The sequence below is a fragment of the Pseudoalteromonas rubra genome, assembly GCF_005886805.2.
In the GTDB taxonomy this organism is placed as follows: Bacteria; Pseudomonadota; Gammaproteobacteria; order Enterobacterales; family Alteromonadaceae; genus Pseudoalteromonas; species Pseudoalteromonas rubra_D.
Map to the genome: position 1 here is coordinate 2,335,775 of NZ_CP045429.1, position 16,163 is coordinate 2,351,937.

A 16,163-nucleotide genomic window follows, 5' to 3' on the forward strand; every position below is an offset into this window, starting at 1 on the left:
TTTTGCACACCTTAGCAAGAATTTCCCTAGGGTGCACAAGGTTTTATCACTTCACCTTGCTCCCCTTTTACTTCTTCCATTACAACATAGGTACGACTTTCACTAATACTGGGGAGTTTTAAAAGTATCTCACCCAAAACGCCGCGATACTCAGACATATCCGTCACCCGAGTTTTTAACAGATAATCAAAGTTACCAGACACAAGATGACATTCGATAATTTCATCATGTTGTTTGACCGCCTGATTAAACTGATCGAACACGTCTGGCGAATTTTTATTAACTGTGACCTCAACGAATACCAACAAGCCCTGACCCAGTTTCACCGGGTCAACAACTGCCTTATAGCCTTTTATATAGCCTTCGCGTTCGAGTTTTTTTACCCGCTCCAGACAAGGCGTAGCGCTTAGCCCTATTCGTCTTGCCAATTCTACATTAGAAATTCGTCCGTCTTTTTGCAGTTCAACTAAAATCTTTCTATCGGTTCTGTCTAACTGAGTATGCATGATCAGTTTTATATCCTGAATATTTACTTAATACAGTGTTATCAACTATTCATTATACTAAAAAAGGTAGGACATACTAGCAAACCATATCTATAATGGTCGAAAATTTTTACCCCGTTCTTAATTGAGGCGAATTGTTATGATTATTGGTGTACCTAAAGAGATAAAAAACCACGAATACCGTGTTGGTATGGTTCCAGCGAGTGTTCGTGAACTGATTAATCACGGCCACCAGGTAATAGTTGAAACAAATGCAGGTATCGGTATTGGTTTCACTGACGAGGATTACATTCAGGTTGGTGCTGAAATCCGTGACACAGCGGCACAGGTTTTCGAACAAGCTGACATGATCGTTAAAGTAAAAGAGCCACAGGCTGTTGAGCGCGCAATGCTACGTGAAGACCAAATTCTATTCACTTACTTGCACCTTGCACCTGATTTGCCTCAGACAGAAGATCTGGTTAAGAGCGGCGCAATCTGTATCGCATACGAAACTGTTACTGACAACCGTGGTGGTTTACCACTATTGGCACCTATGTCAGAAGTTGCTGGTCGTATGTCAATCCAGGCTGGTGCGCAGGCACTTGAAAAGTCAAACCTGGGTCGCGGCATGCTTTTGGGTGGCGTACCAGGTGTTGAACCAGCGAAAGTCGTTGTGATCGGTGGTGGTATGGTTGGCCGTAACGCAGCACAAATGGCTGTTGGTATGGGTGCTGACGTAACAATCCTTGACCGTAACATCGACGTTCTGCGTAGCCTAAACGCACAGTTTGGCAGCCAGGCTAAAGTTATCTACTCAACAGTTGATGCGCTAGAGAAGCACGTTGTTGAAGCAGACCTAGTGATCGGTGGTGTTCTAATCCCAGGTGCAGCTGCTCCTAAACTAGTTACAGCTGAGCACATCAAAGCAATGAAGCCTGGTGCAGCAATCGTTGACGTTGCTATCGACCAGGGTGGTTGTATCGCAACTTCTAAAGCAACAACACACGCAGAGCCAACTTACATCGTTGACGATGTTGTTCACTACTGCGTAGCAAACATGCCAGGCGCAGTACCACGCACTTCTACGTTTGCTTTGAACAACGCAACACTGCCTTACATCATCAAGCTTGCAAACCAGGGCTATAAAGAGGCGCTATTGTCTGACGAGCACTTCCTGAATGGTCTGAACGTTATTAAAGGCCAGATCACATGCAAAGAAGTTGCTGAAGGCTTTAACATGGAATACGTTGAAGCACGTACAGCGCTTGCCAACGTATAATTAAACACTTTGTGTTTACAAAGCCTCGCTCATGCGGGGCTTTTTGCTTTTTATACGCCAGACTCGAAGAGAGTTGCCTGCACCGCTTTTTATTGTCTATCTTTTTATTATAGTCAGGTAGTAAAGGTAGCGTTGCATGGCCATATCTCTCACCCAGCAAGAAAAACTCATTTTAAAAACGGTCAATATTCCGCCAAGACCACAAGCACTGTTGCAGTTTTCAGAAGAAGCTAAGCTCCCGGAACCAAACATCACCAAAATTTCAGAGATATTGCAAAGCGATGTCGCGATCAGTGCGGCTATTTTGCAAGTAGTGAATTCAGCTGCCTTTCGTCGCAGCCGCGAAATTGACTCCATTGAACAAGCTGTCATGATCCTGGGGTTAAAACGGCTTATTCCGTTAGTTAAAGCGGTGGCTTTGAAGTCCTCTGTTGATTTACCTGCTGCACTAAGCGATTTCTGGGAAACGCAATCCGATATTGGTCAACATGCTTCTCTCATTTGTAACCGCCTTAACCGGCCTGCACTGGCAAATCACGCCTACATGCTTGGTTTATTCCATGGCGTTGGGATCCCCATTTTATGCCAGCACTTTGATGACTATCAGAACGTACTGGATAAAGCACAGACAGACGGCTGGACCGAAGCCAGTCAATTTGAGTTTGCTCAGTACCACACCAGCCATGGCACCATAGGTGCGTTACTCGCTCAGCAGTGGCGCCTGCCAAAGATCGTGATTAACGTTATTTACTACCAACATGACGTAGACGGTATTCTTACGTCCGGGGAGTTAGATAACATTGGTAATGACCTGCTGTCGATTTTAAAAATTGCCCGCCATAAATCCTATTTAGCAACAACCCCAGTAAGTGAACAAAACCCGGAGTGGCAAGTGATCAAAGACGATGTCATGGATTATCTGGATATTTCTGACGAAGAGCTCGACGAGTTGTGGGGTGAATCTTCAGAGTAGCGATAACCCACACCCATCACCTACAAATAAGAACACGATAGGCCGAGATAATTAACCATGGCAGATCTGTTGCAGATCCGCTTATAACTAATAAAAACTGTATTTAAATGCCTAAATAATTGAAAGTTTCCCTCAATGATTTACCTTTATAAAGGTAAGCAGTTAGGAGATATGCCTGTGAAGTTCAAATTTAAGGTAATAGCCGTTTCAGCCTCAGTGCTCTTTCTGGCCCTGTTATTACTATCACTTAAACAGTATTTTTTACTGAAAGATAATTTACAACAACAAGTCAATGATAGTGTGGGAGAAATCATTCAGGGGATCAGTAACACTGTGACCTCGCAGATGCAAGGTGCTATTGATTTGGCAGTACTGACCACCGGACTGGTCGAACAAAGCGACTCACTTAAACAAGCCCTGCCCTTGATCTCACAGCCCAAATTAAAAGAAACATTTCTGTTGATTGGCTATGGTGAAGACGCGACCGGAAACTATGTTGCAAGCGATCCAGGATGGGACCCTGGACCAACCTGGGATCCACGGGTGCGTCCGTGGTTTGCAGGCGCTAAACAAGCTAATCAATTAATTGTGACGGCACCTTATGCCGATTCAGTGAGCAAAGAAATTGTGGTATCTGTCGGCACACCTGTTAAAAAAGGCGGCCGTTTCCATGGCGCGATTTTCTTTGATGTCAGTCTCGCCAAACTCGGAAATATGATCAATTCGTTCGAATTATTTGACTCTGGTTTTGCGTTTATGGTGAGTAAAGATGGCACCATTATTTCGCACCCCGATACCGAGTTAAATGGTCAGCAAGCAAGTCAATTTTTAGGCCGAACCCAGGTGTCTCAAACGGTGCAAGAAGTTATGATGAATAACCGCACCTATTTAATCACCTTTAAGGACGTCGAAGGTTTGGATTGGTATGTGGGGGTCGCGCTCGAAAAAGACAAAGTCTTTACTGCTGTTGATACTATGGCTCAGGACGCCACTTTGTTTTCACTCATCGCTGTGATTGCAGCCGTTGTTGTATTATCTTTGGTCATTAACTTCCTCCTTAAGCCCCTCGAAGACATCAATGTTGCCATGGCTAACATTGCCCAGGGTCACGCTGATCTGACAGTTCGCCTTGAGGCATCTAACGAGCCCGAATTTGCGTCACTGGCTGAAAACTTCAATCGCTTTACTTCCCGGTTGCAAACGCTCATTGCTGATATTCAGCAACTTGGACATGAAGTATTAGAAGATGCCCGGCAAACGTCTACCGGTGCCAATCAGGCCACCATGGCCATTGAGCAACAGCTTAATGCGCTCAATACCTTAACGACTGCAACAGCGAACATGTCAAGCACTGAACAACAAGTTGCAAACACAGCACAACAGGCAGCCGACGCGATTCAAAATACCGATAACCTCGCCAGCAATGGTGAAACCATAGTTGCAGAATCAACCGACGCCATTACGGATTTGTCAGTACAGATCAAACGTGCTGTTGATGTTGTCGCTGAACTCGAAGTATCGTCCTCTGGCATAGAGCAGATATTATCTGTCATCAATGGGATTGCCGAGCAAACCAATCTGTTAGCGCTTAACGCCGCCATTGAAGCCGCACGGGCCGGCGAATCTGGTCGCGGGTTTGCGGTAGTTGCCGATGAAGTAAGAACCCTGGCGCAACGCACTCAAGAAGCAACTACCGAAATTAAAGCCATGATAGATCAGCTGCAAAGCGGCGCTCAAAGTGCGGTTGGAGTTATGAATCAAAGTCAGACCATAGTTGAAAAGTCGGTCAGCAAAGCCAATGACACTCGGGAGGCACTGGATGCAATCCGTCAGTCTATTGCCAGCATTGTCGATTTAAATGTCAGTATTGCCAACATGATCAGCGAGCAGAAACACGTAGTGGAAGAAGTTAATCATAATGCTTCGCAGATCCGTAACCTGTCTGACACTGTGTTTGATGAAGCCAAAGCAGTTGACCACACAATGCAGTCTCAGGTAGAAAAAATTGCTAAGCAGGAAGACATGTTAGAACAGTTCAGGGTGTAAACTTGCCACTGAGTAATACTAGCGAGTGAGGTTAAAACTCGCTAGTATATGGATATAAAGACAGTATAAGTAGCATTTCGGCATATGCATAGCGACCTTAAAGACACTTTCGAGCAATATTTTCAGATTGCCGAATCCAACCAGATTAACCTGTACCCTGTTGACGCCAATATGGTGCCCAAAAGTCAGGCTCAACTAGAAGCTGCCATTCCGCCTCTGTTCAGGCTTGCAAACGAAATTAATGAACTGGACCTAAATGCACTGAGGCCATTGCGAAACCTGGGTGATGTTGCCAGCGATTTGGCTGCGTATCTGCAAGCTCAGTCACGTAAAATCGACCTGATCATGAGTCATATTCTGGCCACGGAACAACCTGAGGATGAACTACTCAGATGTGACAGCTATGGTGGTGGTGGCATCACAGCCACACTAGAGCAAGACTATAACCTTGGCCAGGACTTCAGAACCAAAGTGTTCTTGCAACATGAAGCCAGCGCCATATTTTGTTATGCCCAGGTTATAGATAAAGAGGCGATTGATTCGGGCTTTCGTTATACCCTGGCCTTCACTCAAATTCGCGATAACGATCAGGAACTGTTGGTCCGCGCCAGCTTACATGCCCAAACTCGGCAGTTAAAAAAGCGTCAGTCACCTGACGAAAATGAACAAAATAGCTGACAGCTAAGCTGTCAGTGCTAAACTAGTCGTCTACTATTTTTGATTGATTACACCATGAGTTTTACACTTTTACCCGAGTGGGCAACACAAGATGCCGTGATGCTTACCTGGCCACATCAAAATACTGACTGGGCAGACATATTACCCCAGGTTGAACCCGTTTATATCGCTTTGTGTCAGCAGATCTCTCAAGTTGAGAAGGTCGTCATCGTAGCGCACAATGCCGAGCTAAAAGCACATATAGAACAAAAACTCACTGCAGCAGATGTCGACATGACACAAATCGTGTTCGTGGTTGCACCCTGTAACGATACATGGGCCCGTGATCATGGACCACTGACTACGCAGGATGCGTCAGGTCGACTCTCTGTAAAAGACTTCACCTTTAATGGTTGGGGTAATAAGTTTGCAGCTGAGCTCGATAATCAGATTAATGCGCACCTGCACGCTCAGGTGGTTAACCCCCAAAACCACTATGAAGCTATAGAGCTGGTGCTTGAAGGCGGTGGGATTGAAATCGACGAAGCAGGCACTTTGTTAACCACGTCTGAGTGCTTGCTTAACCCAAATCGTAATCCGCACCTGACTAAAACCGAGCTAGAACAAAAACTGAGCGAGGTTTTAGGTGCCAAGCAGTTTCTCTGGGTAGACCATGGCTTCCTGGCCGGTGATGATACCGACAGTCACATTGATACGCTGGTCCGCTTTGCCCCTAATAATACACTGGTGTACGTCAGCTGCGACGATCCAAAAGACGAGCATTTTGCAGCCCTCAGTGCGATGGAGACACAACTGAAGTCATTCCGCACGCCACAAGGCCAACCATATAACCTTGTCGCCCTGCCATGGCCTAAAGCCATATTCAATGATGAAGGCGACCGTTTGCCGGCCACCTACGCAAATTATCTGATCATCAATGATACCATTTTGATGCCGCTCTACGGCGATGACAACGACGCCCGCGCACTGACTCAATTGCAAAGCGCGCACCCGGAGCGTACCGTCATTGGCATTGACTGCCTGCCTATTATTCATCAGTTTGGCAGCCTCCACTGTATCACTATGCAGCTACCCGCCGGATTTTTAAAACAGGACCAATTTTAATGAGTAACAACACGTTGAAAGTCGCACTGGTTCAGCACAGTAATAGCGCTGACTTACAAAACAACCTGAATAAGTCTATTGCCGGGATCCGCGATGCCGCGGCTCAGGGCGCGAAACTCGTGGTATTACAAGAGCTGCACCGCAGCCTGTATTTTTGTCAGACTGAAGACACTGACCTGTTTGACCTGGCTGAGACGATCCCTGGCCCTAGTACCGATGTATTTTGTCAGCTTGCCAAAGAACTGAAGCTGGTAATTGTCGCTTCGCTTTTCGAAAAACGCGCAACCGGCTTGTATCACAATACAGCAGTTGTCTTTGAAGCCGATGGCAGCATTGCCGGTCAGTATCGAAAAATGCACATTCCTGACGATCCGGGCTTTTATGAAAAATTCTATTTTACACCAGGCGACATGGGCTTTACGCCTATTCAAACCTCAGTAGGTAAACTAGGTGTATTAGTATGCTGGGATCAATGGTTCCCGGAAGGTGCGCGCTTAATGGCCATGGCAGGTGCTGATATGCTGATTTACCCGACAGCAATAGGTTGGGACACGCGCGACGAGCAGGACGAACAAATTCGTCAGCGCGACGCCTGGATGATCGCACAACGCGCCCATGCCGTATCTAATGGCTTGCCCGTTTTAAGTGTTAACCGTGTTGGCCACGAAGCCGACCCAAGTGGCCAAAGCGAAGGGATCCAGTTCTGGGGTAACTCCTTTGTCGCGGGGCCACAGGGCGAGCTACTGGCACATGGCAGCGAATCTGAAGAACAACTTTTGGTGGTTGAACTTGATCAGAGCCGCAGTGAGTCAGTCAGACGAATTTGGCCATACCTGAGAGATCGTCGTATCGACCATTATCAGGACCTGTGCAAAATTTACCGGGACTAATCTATCCCAAAACGGCCTCGACATAGCGTCAGGCCGCTATGCTTTATTATCGCTAAGCGCGAGTCGAATTACATTAAGTGCAATAAAAACAACATGCAGTAACAGGAGTATATGAATGGCAACAGCGCAGTGGAACAAACTTCCCTGGGTCAAATCACAAAAGGATAAAATCCATTGGGGCCAGCTGGTCGGTAGCAGTATGTCCATTGCCATCAGTGAAGGCGTCAGACAACATGATGCACTGGTTGTGGTGGTAACACCTGATACGCCAAGCGCATTGCGCCTTGAGACTGAATTGGGTTACTTACTGGGTGAAGACAAAGTTCATGTTTTCCCCGACTGGGAAACCTTACCCTATGATCACTTTTCACCTCATCAGGATATCATTTCGCAGCGCCTTGCCAGCCTGAATTCCCTGCGTCATCAGCATCAGGGCGTATTATTACTCCCTGTGTCCACGTTAATGTTGCGTACTGCACCACCTGAATTTATTTATGGCAATGCCTTACAGTTTAAGGTCGGCGACTCACTGGATGCACAAAAGCTCAAAGAAACGCTGGCTCAGGCCGGATACCGTAACGTACAGCAAGTAATGGAGCACAGCGAATTTGCTGTCAGAGGCTCTATTATCGACCTGTTCCCAATGGGCAGCACCACACCATTCCGGCTAGACTTTTTCGATGATGAACTGGACAGCATTCGACTCTTTGATATTGAGACGCAGCGCTCCAGCGAACAAATAAAGTCCATCGATTTATTACCCGCTCACGAATTCCCAACCAACGACGAAGACATTGAGCGTTTTCGCATTGCGTATCGGGAAACCTTTGGTGCGAGCAGCGAACAAGACTCCATTTATATGCAGGTAACCCGGGGCAACTGGCCTGCCGGTATTGAGTATTACCTACCGCTATTTTACGAAGAAATTGCGACCATTTTTGATTACCTGCCAGAACAAGCCGTGTTTATGCACCTGGGTGACATCGAACAGGCAGCCTCCGAGTTTTGGTTAGACGTCAACAATCGCTATGAGAACCGACGGGTTGATCCATTGCGCCCCCTGCTGGAACCAGTGCGCCTTTATCAGAACGTCGAAACCCTGTTTGAAGGGTTTTCGCGTTACCCCAGAATTCGCCTGAGTGAAGCAAGCCTGGGCACCAAAGCCGGGCATACCAATCTCAGCGCCCACCTGGTGACTGATGTCCGTGTTGACCACAAACAGACTGATCCCTACAAGCCACTGCTGGATTACATTACCGTACAGAAAAAGAATAAAGGCCGGGTGTTATTCAGTGTAGAATCGGATGGTCGCCGTGAATCTCTAATGACCTTACTCAAGCCAAGTGGCCTAAAGCTCAAAGAGTTCGATAATTTTGCTGATTTCGCCAGTGCACGCAACGATGTAGGTCTGATTGTCAGTCCGCTCGAGCGCTCTGTCATGCTCGACGGAAACAAGCCCTTAAGTATTCTGACTGAGCAAGAATTGCTGGGTATTAAAGTTTCACAGCGCCGCCGTCGTAAACACAAATACGATCAAGGCCAGGATGCACTTATACGCAACCTGGCAGAGCTCAAAGAAGGCCAGCCTATTGTCCACCTGGACCATGGTGTCGGTCGATACCTTGGCCTGCAGACCATTGATGCCGCCGGTGTTGCCACAGAGTTTGTGACCATCATCTATGCCAATGAGGCCAAGCTCTATGTGCCCGTATCTGCACTACACATGCTAAGCCGATACTCCGGCGGAGAAGAAGCCTCTGCCCCGCTGCATAAACTCGGCTCAGACGTCTGGGAAAAAGCCAAACGCCGCGCCGCGGAAAAAGTCCGTGATGTTGCCGCAGAGCTGTTAGACATCTACGCTAAACGTCAAAGCAAACCGGGACATTTATTCAAACTCGACGGCCAGGCCTATCGCGAATTCAGCGATACCTTCCCGTTTGAAGAGACTGAAGATCAACGTAACGCCATTGACGCCGTACTGGGTGATATGCAAACGCCACTGGCAATGGATCGACTGGTGTGTGGTGACGTTGGTTTTGGTAAAACGGAAGTGGCCATGCGAGCAGCCTTTGTTGCGATAAATGACAACAAACAAGTTGCCGTGCTGGTGCCCACCACCTTGCTGGCGCAACAACACTATGAGAACTTCCGTGATCGCTTTGCCTCCTTGCCCATTGAGGTTGGTGTATTATCCCGCTTTAACAGCACGAAAGAGCAAAAAGACACCCTCGACAAACTTGAAAACGGCCAGCTTGATATTGTGATCGGCACCCACAAACTGCTGCAACAGAGCATCAAGTATAAAGACCTGGGCTTATTGATTGTCGACGAAGAGCACCGCTTCGGGGTAAGGCAAAAAGAGAAGATCAAACAGCTGCGCGCCGACGTAGACATACTCACGCTCACAGCAACACCCATTCCACGAACCCTGAATATGGCCATGAGTGGCATGCGTGACCTGTCAATCATTGCAACACCACCCGCAAAACGCCTGGCAGTGAAGACCTTTGTGCAGGAGCGCAACGATGAAGTGATCCGCGAAGCCATCCTGAGGGAAATTAAACGCGGTGGTCAGGTGTACTTCTTACACAATAATGTAGAAACCATAGATAAAACGGCAGCCGACATTGCCGCACTGGTGCCTGAGGCCAGCATTGCCATTGCGCATGGTCAGATGCGCGAAAAAGAACTCGAACAACTGATGAGTGACTTTTATCATCAAAAGCACAATGTGCTGGTGTGTACCACCATCATAGAAACCGGCATCGATATCCCGTCTGCCAATACCATCATCATGGACCGCGCAGACAAACTGGGCCTGGCACAGATGCACCAGTTGCGTGGCCGGGTTGGGCGTAGCCACCATCAGGCTTATGCCTACCTGCTGACCCGCAACAGCCAGACACTGACCAAAGATGCCGTAAAACGACTTCAGGCCATTGAATCACTTGAAGACCTTGGCGCCGGCTTTGCCTTAGCGACACACGATTTGGAGATCCGTGGCGCGGGTGAACTACTGGGTGATGAGCAGAGCGGTCAGATCCAAACCGTCGGCTTTACCCTTTACATGGAAATGCTTGAGCAGGCTGTACAAGCACTTAAAGACGGAAAAGAGCCGACCCTGGAAAATCTGCTACAACAGCAAAGCGATGTGGACCTGAAAATTCCAGCATTGCTGCCTGATGACTATATCCATGATGTAAACATGCGCCTGAGCATGTACAAGCGTATTGCCAGCGCCAATGATGAAGACACGCAGGACGAGCTAAAGGTCGAACTGATTGACCGCTTTGGATTACTGCCGGATGCCGCGAAAAACCTCTTTAGCATTCAACTTTTGAAATCAAAAGCGGCTAAACTGGGGATCACCAAAGTGGAAGCCAACCAAAAAGGCGGCTACTTTGAGTTCAGTGCCAGTACCACGGTTAACCCGACATTCATCATTGCTCTGATACAAAGCAACCCGACTGTGTACCGCATGGAAGGTGCCAGCAAATTGCGCTTTAATATCGAAGAGAAAAATGGTCAGGAACGTTTAAAACTGGTAAATGCAATGATTGACGACTTTCAGAAAAAGGCGGTGGCATGATAAGGACAGCCCTTTCCCTGACATTACTAAGCGCTGCGATGCTGGCCTCAGCTTCGGCCAGCGCAAAACGCTGGTATGAAGTTGAGCTGATCGCTTTTGCTCAGCAGGATAACGAGCAACTGCAAGAGGATTTTACGATTGAAAATCCCGAGCTGGATTTAAACCGAACACTTGACCTGCTCACTAAAGGCTACAACAGTGCCGGCCAGCAGGCTTGTCTCAATGGTGACAGTCGTTTTGATCCGCGCCCGGTTACCAGTCGCTTTGTTCAGCTGGATGCCTCCTGGCACTGCGCCGATGGCGTAGACTATATGGCGCAGTATCAACAGCTGCCGCTTACGCCCCACGCAGAGCCGCAGGACCATAAACAAAGCATCTACTTGCTCAACCAAGAGCAGCTAAAGTTTGACAGCGTGCTCAATAAGTTAAAAAAGAAAGGGCTTGAACCAATTCTACACACCGGCTGGCGCTTTCCCGACCAAAGTAAAAAGCGTGCCCCTAACATACTCGTTTATGGCGGACAAAAGTTCGAGCAACCCGCCAGCTATGTGGCCCGTTTAGGTGCCCCGGACGATGGCTTTATCAGCCTGCTGGGCGAACCCAAACAAGTTGCGCAAAAGGAACAAGATCCGACCCTGTGGCAGCTACAGGGTTGGATGAAAATCCACATACGGCATTATTTATATGTTACCAGTAACTTTGACTATCATTACAAAAGTGATGAAGGCGACCTGCAAAGCGCCAGAATGTCTCAGTTTACCCGGGTATACAGCGGCGACATTCATTATTTAGATCATCCCAAAATGGGGATCATCTTCCAAATCAGAAAATACAGACACTGACGGAAACTACTATGAAAAAAATTTTAACCCTGACTCTGCTCCTCGGCCTGGCCGCCTGCTCTAAAGTAAGCATGGAAAACTACGATAAAATCGAAGTGGGTATGGACAAAACTGAGCTGGAACAAATTCTGGGATCTGCAGATCAGTGCGAAGAAAAAACCCTGCACACCAACTGCACCTGGGGCAACGACAGCAAACACATTAAAGTGACTTTAGTTTCGGATAAAGTCACACTTTATAGCAAAAAAGGGCTGGAATAATACTCGCAGGCAAACAGGTTTCCTTACCTGTTTGCCTCTTTCGTTAGCATTTTTTCGCAGCTCGCCTCTTCTCCTTTGCTTTACCCTGCTAAACCCCCTAATTATTTGTGCACAACCATCCCCCTTTAAATTGAGTGTTTTTCGCCCATCCAGGGTTGACAATAGGTACACAGCCATGCTTTGATACTTCACGAATTAAATTGCATACAACATACTTAAGAAGAAAGCATGAACCATTTAAATCTTAAAACGAAGAAGCTCAAAAATTTGACCAGCAACGAAACGCTTGCCAAACAAGCAACACGATTTATCGCAGGCGGCAGTTCACATACTAATGTGTGCATTAACTCTGTACAACAATGCAGAACCGGTGGTACCGACGGTATGCCTGGTTAATAACTATAAATAAGAGCGCGCTCTTTCTACTTTCACCAAAGGAAACTCCAAACAAAGCTGATTCTGATAAATTTGCGCGACAAGGCCAGACAGGCAGATTTTCCCCTGTGGCCGATGGGCTATATCCGTGTTTTGAGTGCCAAGTACACCACTCTGATTTGATTCCTAAATTAGGGCAGTCATTCTAAACACCACAGAAAAAATCCATAGCGTATTTTTAGACTTTCAAAATGGTTTACTGTCTCAAATAGCGACTTGAAAGGCGCTCGTTTCAGCCTTCCCAGTAGCGCATATTATATAGCACTCATCCTCATTAAAGTCTTAAAAATTGGCTTCAAATCTGAGTTCACTATGTGTGTAACTATCATCTAAACTCTTTTATAGGTAATAAAACATCTGTATATCGAGTTTACATGTCAGATTTCAATACACACGGTCAGTGGCGTTGCAAGACTATTTACAACAATATTATACGTGTAGAGAGCACAGGAAGCTTCAATAAAGAAGGGTATCAAGAGATAGTTGATGACATTAAGGAGCAAATAAACTTATCTCATTTAACTAGGTATGCAATCCTTTTCTATAACTATGAGTACGAAGGTGCCACTATTGATGCATACCAGTTTGGGGCGCAAGCTATGGCACACTTTTTTGATTCAGGATGTGTCGCTTTTGCAAATGTTGACAATTGCAGCTGGAGTATAGAGGTTGAAGTCAGGTTCGCGGATTACAGAAAAGATGTTGAGCAGATGTTTAAAGCTTTCACAGACGAAAGAGATGCTATTAATTGGCTTAAATCTGTTCTTGATACCTGACGAAGTGACACCAGCACTCATCAGTGATGAACAAGTTTTCAAAACAAGGGCACACAAGTAACGCTCATATGCCCTCACTAGGGTAGCAGTTAAACCGCTGTCCTTACTGCTCCCTGCCACTGGCAAGTTTTTAGCTGACTGACCTAGTTAACATCATAACGCCCCGTCAGCGTAGCGCCACTGAACATAGGATCGGCGCTCAGCAAGATATAGTAAACACCGCCACTCGTTGTACTAAAATGACAGGATTCACGGTTACCGACTTTCCAGGGACGACAGTCATAGTCTGTTTTACTTGCCTCGCTACCAAACTTCACATGCAAGTCCAGCTCCCCTGTTCCGCCTTTGGTGCTGAAGGTAACATTAGTCGCGCTAGCAGGCACCGTCATGGTATACATCAATTGACCACTATCAGACACATTAACAGGGACAGCGACCCCATTTTGCAGTTCATTTTCACCCGCAATAGGCTGCTGAATATATCTGGCTAACAAAGTAGCATTTTGATAGCCCGTTTCGGTGCCAACCGCAATATAGTGCCAACCTTTTTCGATGTTATCTAACACCAGGGTTTCATCATTACTGGGCCCTGTTGATTCATGGGTATAACGCCAGCCGTTATCCGGACGGCCATACTCATAATAAAGATCCGCATTGCCCGTGCCATGGCGTAGCGTGATCTCCAGAGAAACTTTTTGTAGCCCTTCGGGCACGTAAATGGGGTACTCTTTAAGCTGTCGGGTATCTGTACCTGACAAACACCTGGCCTGACCCGCCTGTGTTCTGTCAGACGCTAACTGCACCCCACAGGCATTGATGCCAACCTGATCATTCCCCTGAATGTCATCAACATTCACAGGCTCCACTGGTGAGGGAGGACGCGTGGTATCAATAACACACCCTGTCGACTCTACATGTGTCAGCCAGTTTGAAAACTGGTCGTCATACAACTTCTGAGCGACCCATTTGTCTACCAGCTCAGAGCGGTACCGCGCGAAGTCCCCCTCCTTAAACAGCCTCAGCATATCAAAGAACGCGGCGTTTTGTTGCTCGTACATAAAACGTGTTGCCAGGTAGCCCCAGTCGTAGATCCTTGTTTGCCCCACCCCATACTCGTTGCTGAATATAGTGGAAAGTGAATAAGTCCCCTTTCTGGCCTCTTCAACAGCATAAGGGTTACAGTTCTTCAGCGAGCTATATTCCGCAATCCCTTCACCAAACCAGACTGTACGACCTGCACTATTACTATCGTGAAAGTCGCCTTTTGAGATATAACGCCCTTCCAGATAGTGAACATACTCATGCCGCAAATTCCAGATGTCAAAAACCGGGCGCTCAGATACATGTTCATAAGCATAAAAGGTAGCCTGATCGCCCGGCGCGGACGGATCTCCCTCCCGATAAGTTCCCCCATTGCTAGTGCTGACATTAAACAGCACTCCACCGTATGTGACCCACTCTTTTTTATCATTGAATATCACCATTCTGAGCGAATCATTGTCATCCGGTGTAACAGGGACCCGATCAGTGCGCAACAGTTGATGAAAGTGGTCTTCATGAGCCTTGAGGGAGTTACAGGTCCATGCCAGCTGCTCCGCAGTCATATCCTGTGCCCAGATAAACAGATTACCTGACGGGCACGTTAGGCGATTACCAAGTACCTGGGTAATGATCTCCTGTGGCTTATCACACACCGCGTAAGTCTCACACTGACGATTGTAATTGATCGATTCGAGCACAGCCAGGTAGAGCGTCCGTTCACGGTCCGTTTTTAGCGGTCCGTAACTATTCAGTATACGTGTGATCTCAGTACGTAACTTGGGTTCTAACTGGGCAAAGTGAGCTTGTTGTTCTCCACGATAAAAATTAACCAGTTGATATCCCAGATTGAATAGGTGGTAATCGTTGGCTGACTTACTCAGCCAATTCAGGTTGTCATTAACGAAACCGGTAATTGCATCTATCAGATCATGTGTATGCTGTTGTGAACGACAGCTAGTATCACGCGCACAGTCATTCAGAACTTGCCAGAATAAAGGGGTTGCTGAGCGACCCCAGTCATTAATATGCTCATAGGACTCATCGTACCTGGCTAACAGACCAAGCGTCAGTGGCACCAAAAACTGCCCTATTTGTGCATTTTTAATGATGCCCGTCGCGCTGCGGACCAGTTGTGCGTTGGTTGCAGTTTTATCAAAGAAGTGTTCATTGGCGTAGAGAATATTGATTGCACTTACCATAGCTTGCTGCGTCGTCGGGTTCACAAAACGTCTGAAGTCGTAATATGCATAGGCTTTTAGCCAGTAAAATAGATCGCTAAGATAAGCAACGTCTGTCTGGCCGTCATAATCAGCTAGCCGAGTGTTCAGCTCATTGACAACGGTCGCAAAATTAGCATCGGTGTAGGCCCCCAAAGTCAGGGTTTCAGGCCTGTCATTAAATAAGGTATCGATACAAACCTTACCATGACTTCTTATCGCCTCTAGAAAAACAGAACCACTGAGATGACTGAATACCTCATCGGGGCAGCTGGTTGAAGTCGAAAGCGCATTACTGAAAGACATAAAGGCACGGCTTGCAAAAGGCAGTTCTGTTTTCGGTGTGATTTGCTTGTTACTGTGCATTGCGTCCGCTTTATACTCAGTATCGGCATGGGTATGCGCAAAGTCGACAGCGTTAAAGTCATTTATGGGTGTCGCTGTTTCTCTGTCACCATGGGCCCAGCCAGAGGCTGAGCTTAGAGCAATGACCAGAGGTGTCATCTTGATTACTTTATACATGTTGTTGTCTCATTTAGTTGTGT

13 protein-coding genes are annotated in these 16,163 nt (G+C 47.0%); 11 read left to right on the forward strand and 2 right to left on the reverse strand.

Going from position 1 to position 16,163, the window contains the following annotated elements; all coding sequences use genetic code 11:
- Positions 1 to 26 precede the first annotated feature (26 nt).
- Positions 27 to 506, reverse strand: coding sequence for a leucine-responsive transcriptional regulator Lrp (lrp, locus tag CWC22_RS10080; protein ID WP_010384600.1), 480 nt, complete (start codon positions 504 to 506; stop codon positions 27 to 29).
- Between the two features lie 139 nt (positions 507 to 645).
- Between lrp and ald the strand changes: the two genes are divergently transcribed.
- From ald to CWC22_RS10135, 11 genes are all read left to right on the forward strand, one after another.
- Entirely contained in the window at positions 646 to 1,767 is a 1,122-nt protein-coding gene (gene ald, locus CWC22_RS10085) for an alanine dehydrogenase (RefSeq protein WP_125559630.1), read from the forward strand.
- Positions 1,768 to 1,903: 136 nt separating this feature from the next.
- The gene (locus CWC22_RS10090; protein WP_138538206.1) at positions 1,904 to 2,740 is read left to right on the forward strand and encodes an HDOD domain-containing protein; all 837 of its coding nucleotides are present in this window, start codon (positions 1,904 to 1,906) and stop codon (positions 2,738 to 2,740) included.
- 171 nt (positions 2,741 to 2,911) lie between these two features.
- Entirely contained in the window at positions 2,912 to 4,786 is a 1,875-nt protein-coding gene (locus CWC22_RS10095) for a methyl-accepting chemotaxis protein (protein ID WP_138538312.1), read from the forward strand.
- A gap of 84 nt (positions 4,787 to 4,870) precedes the next feature.
- Complete coding sequence (locus tag CWC22_RS10100) at positions 4,871 to 5,464, forward strand: PilZ domain-containing protein (protein WP_125559633.1); 594 nt, start codon at positions 4,871 to 4,873, stop codon at positions 5,462 to 5,464.
- A gap of 54 nt (positions 5,465 to 5,518) precedes the next feature.
- Positions 5,519 to 6,568 (forward strand): agmatine deiminase family protein, encoded by a 1,050-nt coding sequence (locus CWC22_RS10105; protein ID WP_138538205.1) that lies wholly within the window; start codon positions 5,519 to 5,521, stop codon positions 6,566 to 6,568.
- Positions 6,568 to 7,458, forward strand: a complete 891-nt coding sequence (locus tag CWC22_RS10110) for a carbon-nitrogen hydrolase (RefSeq protein ID WP_138538204.1) — start codon at positions 6,568 to 6,570, stop codon at positions 7,456 to 7,458. The genes CWC22_RS10105 and CWC22_RS10110 overlap by 1 nt, the downstream gene beginning before the upstream one ends.
- A gap of 115 nt (positions 7,459 to 7,573) precedes the next feature.
- On the forward strand, positions 7,574 to 11,047 hold the full coding sequence (mfd, locus tag CWC22_RS10115) for a transcription-repair coupling factor (protein WP_138538203.1): 3,474 nt from the start codon (positions 7,574 to 7,576) through the stop codon (positions 11,045 to 11,047).
- On the forward strand, positions 11,044 to 11,889 hold the full coding sequence (locus CWC22_RS10120) for a CsiV family protein (RefSeq protein ID WP_138538202.1): 846 nt from the start codon (positions 11,044 to 11,046) through the stop codon (positions 11,887 to 11,889). Before mfd ends, CWC22_RS10120 begins: the two co-directional genes overlap by 4 nt.
- A gap of 11 nt (positions 11,890 to 11,900) precedes the next feature.
- Positions 11,901 to 12,149, forward strand: coding sequence for a hypothetical protein (locus CWC22_RS10125; RefSeq protein ID WP_010384588.1), 249 nt, complete (start codon positions 11,901 to 11,903; stop codon positions 12,147 to 12,149).
- 228 nt (positions 12,150 to 12,377) lie between these two features.
- Positions 12,378 to 12,545 (forward strand): hypothetical protein, encoded by a 168-nt coding sequence (locus CWC22_RS10130; protein ID WP_164517513.1) that lies wholly within the window; start codon positions 12,378 to 12,380, stop codon positions 12,543 to 12,545.
- A 413-nt stretch (positions 12,546 to 12,958) separates the two neighbouring features.
- Positions 12,959 to 13,360, forward strand: a complete 402-nt coding sequence (locus tag CWC22_RS10135; RefSeq protein ID WP_138538201.1) for an STAS/SEC14 domain-containing protein — start codon at positions 12,959 to 12,961, stop codon at positions 13,358 to 13,360.
- 143 nt (positions 13,361 to 13,503) lie between these two features.
- On the opposite strand, the gene CWC22_RS10140 is transcribed toward CWC22_RS10135, so the two are convergent.
- Positions 13,504 to 16,140: a M9 family metallopeptidase gene (locus tag CWC22_RS10140; RefSeq protein ID WP_138538200.1), complete on the reverse strand. Its 2,637-nt coding sequence runs from the start codon at positions 16,138 to 16,140 to the stop codon at positions 13,504 to 13,506.
- Positions 16,141 to 16,163: the final 23 nt, after the last annotated feature.

Excerpts from the sequence above, each read along its gene's own strand:
- lrp (WP_010384600.1), bottom strand. The coding sequence starts at position 506 with ATGCATACTCAGTTAGACAGAACCGATAGAAAGATTTTAGTTGAACTG.
- ald (WP_125559630.1), top strand. The coding sequence starts at position 646 with ATGATTATTGGTGTACCTAAAGAGATAAAAAACCACGAATACCGTGTT.
- CWC22_RS10090 (WP_138538206.1), top strand. The coding sequence starts at position 1,904 with ATGGCCATATCTCTCACCCAGCAAGAAAAACTCATTTTAAAAACGGTC.
- CWC22_RS10095 (WP_138538312.1), top strand. The coding sequence starts at position 2,912 with ATGCCTGTGAAGTTCAAATTTAAGGTAATAGCCGTTTCAGCCTCAGTG.
- CWC22_RS10100 (WP_125559633.1), top strand. The coding sequence starts at position 4,871 with ATGCATAGCGACCTTAAAGACACTTTCGAGCAATATTTTCAGATTGCC.
- CWC22_RS10105 (WP_138538205.1), top strand. The coding sequence starts at position 5,519 with ATGAGTTTTACACTTTTACCCGAGTGGGCAACACAAGATGCCGTGATG.
- CWC22_RS10110 (WP_138538204.1), top strand. The coding sequence starts at position 6,568 with ATGAGTAACAACACGTTGAAAGTCGCACTGGTTCAGCACAGTAATAGC.
- mfd (WP_138538203.1), top strand. The coding sequence starts at position 7,574 with ATGGCAACAGCGCAGTGGAACAAACTTCCCTGGGTCAAATCACAAAAG.
- CWC22_RS10120 (WP_138538202.1), top strand. The coding sequence starts at position 11,044 with ATGATAAGGACAGCCCTTTCCCTGACATTACTAAGCGCTGCGATGCTG.
- CWC22_RS10125 (WP_010384588.1), top strand. The coding sequence starts at position 11,901 with ATGAAAAAAATTTTAACCCTGACTCTGCTCCTCGGCCTGGCCGCCTGC.
- CWC22_RS10130 (WP_164517513.1), top strand. The coding sequence starts at position 12,378 with ATGAACCATTTAAATCTTAAAACGAAGAAGCTCAAAAATTTGACCAGC.
- CWC22_RS10135 (WP_138538201.1), top strand. The coding sequence starts at position 12,959 with ATGTCAGATTTCAATACACACGGTCAGTGGCGTTGCAAGACTATTTAC.
- CWC22_RS10140 (WP_138538200.1), bottom strand. The coding sequence starts at position 16,140 with ATGTATAAAGTAATCAAGATGACACCTCTGGTCATTGCTCTAAGCTCA.